4 protein-coding genes are annotated in these 2,802 nt (G+C 72.2%); 3 read left to right on the top strand and 1 reads right to left on the bottom strand.

Annotation, left to right across the window (positions count from 1 at the left end; translation table 11 throughout):
* Positions 1 to 430 (bottom strand): sigma factor (locus ACFFNX_RS46900; protein ID WP_378212863.1); only part of this gene is annotated, 430 nt, incomplete at its 3' end.
* 225 nt (positions 431 to 655) lie between these two features.
* Here ACFFNX_RS46900 and ACFFNX_RS46905 point away from each other — a divergent pair.
* The 3 genes from ACFFNX_RS46905 to ACFFNX_RS46915 all read left to right on the top strand — a co-directional run.
* A complete protein-coding gene (locus tag ACFFNX_RS46905) occupies positions 656 to 1,285 on the top strand; it encodes an LUD domain-containing protein (RefSeq protein ID WP_378212864.1) in 630 nt (209 codons plus the stop codon).
* A gap of 226 nt (positions 1,286 to 1,511) precedes the next feature.
* Positions 1,512 to 2,315, top strand: coding sequence for an FHA domain-containing protein (locus tag ACFFNX_RS46910; protein ID WP_378212865.1), 804 nt, complete (start codon positions 1,512 to 1,514; stop codon positions 2,313 to 2,315).
* 76 nt (positions 2,316 to 2,391) lie between these two features.
* Positions 2,392 to 2,802 (top strand): protein kinase family protein (locus ACFFNX_RS46915; RefSeq protein WP_512699887.1); only part of this gene is annotated, 411 nt, incomplete at its 3' end.

The raw sequence follows: 2,802 nt of genomic DNA on the forward strand, positions 1-2,802 counted from the left end.
TCTCGGCCACTTCGGCGAAGGGGTAGCGGAAGACGTCGTGGAGGATGAACGCGACGCGTTCGGCCGGGGTCATCGATTCGAGCACGACCAGGAAGGCCAGGTCGACCGACTCGTCCAGGGTGATCCGGTCGGCCGGGTCGGCGGTGGTGCCGCCCGGCCGCCCGGTGTTCCACTCCGTACGGTCGGGCAGCGGCTCGGGGATCCATTCGCCCACGTAGGTCTCCCGCCGGACCCGGGCGGAGCCGAGCAGGTTGAGGCAGATGCGGCCGGCGACGGTCGTCAGCCAGGCGCCGGGGGATTCGATGGCGTCCTGCCGCTGTGGGGACATGGCGTACCAGCGGGCGTAGGTCTCCTGGACGGCGTCCTCGGCCTCGGCCAGGGAGCCCAGGAGCCGGTAGGCGAGATTGATCAGCTGCCGCCGCTCGCTCATGACCGCGTCCGGCCCCGTATCGGGCTCGCCTGAGTCACCGGCGTCTGGCCCGGATCGGGTGGTCATGGTGCCGACGGCCCCCTTGGTCGCATCTGCCCTCACCGGTTCGACAGGACAGCGCGCCGGAATGTGAGGCCGACGCGTCACCTCACATTTCCGGTGGCTGCGTTGTCGGACTGCATGAGACGGACACATCATCCTTCGAACAGGAAGCTCAGGGACATCATGACCACCTCAATGCCGGCAACACCGTTCGCCGACCCGGCGCCCGCGCAGCGCCTGGAGCGGGCGGCCGCCGCGCTGACCGCACACGGTTTCACCGTGGAGATCCTCGATGACGCCGCCGCCGCGCGTACCCGCGTCAAAGACCTGATCCCGGAGGGCGCCAGCGTGTTCACCGGGGCCAGCGAGACCCTCCGCCTGTCCGGCATCGATGAGGACATCAACGCCGGCGGGCGGTACCAGGCCATCAAGCCACGCGCCCTGGCCATGGACCGCGTCACCGCCGCCGACGACATCCGGCGGCTGCTCGCCTCCCCCGATGTCATCGTGGGCAGCGTCGCCGCGCTCACCGAGACCGGCTCCCTCGTGATCGCCTCGGGCAGCGGAAGCCAGTTGCCCGGCTACGCCGGCGGCGCCGACCGCGCGATCTGGATCGTCGGGGCGCAGAAGGTGGTACCCGACCTGGAGACCGCGCTGCGACGCGTCGAGGACCACTGCCTCCCGCTGGAGAGCGCCCGAACGCAGGCGGTCCACGGGTGGCCCAGCGCCGTCAACCGCCTTCTCATCCTCAACGCGGAACACCGCCCTGGCCGCGGCACCGTCCTGCTGCTCCGCGAAGCCATCGGATTCTGAGCCACCGAGGAGCCACCGAGGAGCCACCGCGTGGACCGCCGACGGCCACGGGGCGGCCACCTCGTTCTCCGGCGTTCTTGGGGGCGCGAAAGTTCCGCGCCCCCAAGAACGCCGGAATCGGCCTGGACGCCCCCGCTGCCCGGGACGGCCGAACGTAGCGATCTCGCCCGGGAGGGGTCCCGGACGCGCGTGCGATCCTGCCCGCATCCCGTACGCGGAGGTCGATTTGAGCGGTGGACAGCCGATTCCGGGCGGCCGGAGGCTCTCGGCGGGGCACGCCAGCCTGGCCCTCGGCGTGCCGCCGTCGACGCCGGGCATGATCTACGCCCTCGCCATCGGCGGAGGCATCGTGGTCAAGCCGCAGGAGGGCCGCGCCATCACGTTCGGGCGCAACCGCCCGAAGGTTCACCTTTGCATCGGCGAGAACGACCGGCGGATCAGCCGCCACCACGGGCTGCTGACCTGCCGCGACCGCACGTGGTGGGTGCGGACCACGGGGCGGCTGCCCGTACGGTTCCCCGACTCGCGGCTGCTGTTCGCCGGGGACGACTCCATGCCGCTCGCCGAGGGGTACACACCGTTGTTCGTCCGCGGTTCGAGCGGCCGGGAGCATCTGCTCGAGCTGTACGTGACGGGGCCGGACGAGCGGCGATCGGCGTCCCGGCACTCCGATCCCACCCAGCCGCCGCGGACCTGGCGGCTTTCGGCGGCCGAACGGCTCATCCTCGTCGCCCTCGCCCAGCGCTATCTGCTGCACGAGGCGCACCCCCAGCCGCTGACCTGGCAGCAGGCCTCCGAACATCTCGACGGCCTCCAGCCGGACGTCGGCTGGACGGCCAAGAAGGTCGAGCACAAGGTCACCGCGGTCCGTGCCCGGCTGTCGAACGGCGGCGTGCCCGGACTCACCCGGGAGGAGGTCGGCGAGCCCGTCGGCAACGCGTTGAACCAGAACCTGATCCGCGAACTGCTGGAGAGCACCACCCTCGTCCCCCCGGATCTCGTCCTGCTGGACGTTCCCGGCGACGGCTGACCCGCACGCGGCCCTACGGCGCCGGTAGATTTCCTACCCCGGGCACGGCCGGGGACCGACTCCAGAGGGGAGCGCGGTGGAGCCACTTCAGCCGGACGATCCGGCCCAGGTGGGCCCGTACCGGATCCTCGCCAGGCTGGGCACGGGCGGGATGGGCGTCGTGTACCTGGGGCGCGCGCCGAGCGGCCGGAAGGTCGCGGTCAAGGTCATCCGGAAGGTCTCCGTCGGCGATCCGACGTACCGCGGCCGGTTCCGGCGCGAGATCGAGGCCGCTCGCAGGGTGACCGGAACGTTCACCGCGCCGGTGCTGGACGCGGACCCGGACGGCGCGGCGCCGTGGCTGGCCACGGCCTACCTGCCGGGCCTGTCGCTGTGGGAGGCGGTGGAGGCCTTCGGCCGGCTGCCGCCCGACGCCTCCACGGCCTACCTGCCGGGCCTGTCGCTGTGGGAGGCGGTGGAGGCCTTCGGCCGGCTGCCGCCCGACGCC

The organism is Actinoallomurus acaciae (assembly GCF_042429965.1).
Taxonomy (GTDB): domain Bacteria; phylum Actinomycetota; class Actinomycetes; order Streptosporangiales; family Streptosporangiaceae; genus Actinoallomurus; species Actinoallomurus acaciae.

Coding starts and splice junctions, on each gene's coding strand:
- ACFFNX_RS46905 (WP_378212864.1), top strand. CDS start 656: ATGACCACCTCAATGCCGGCAACACCGTTCGCCGACCCGGCGCCCGCG.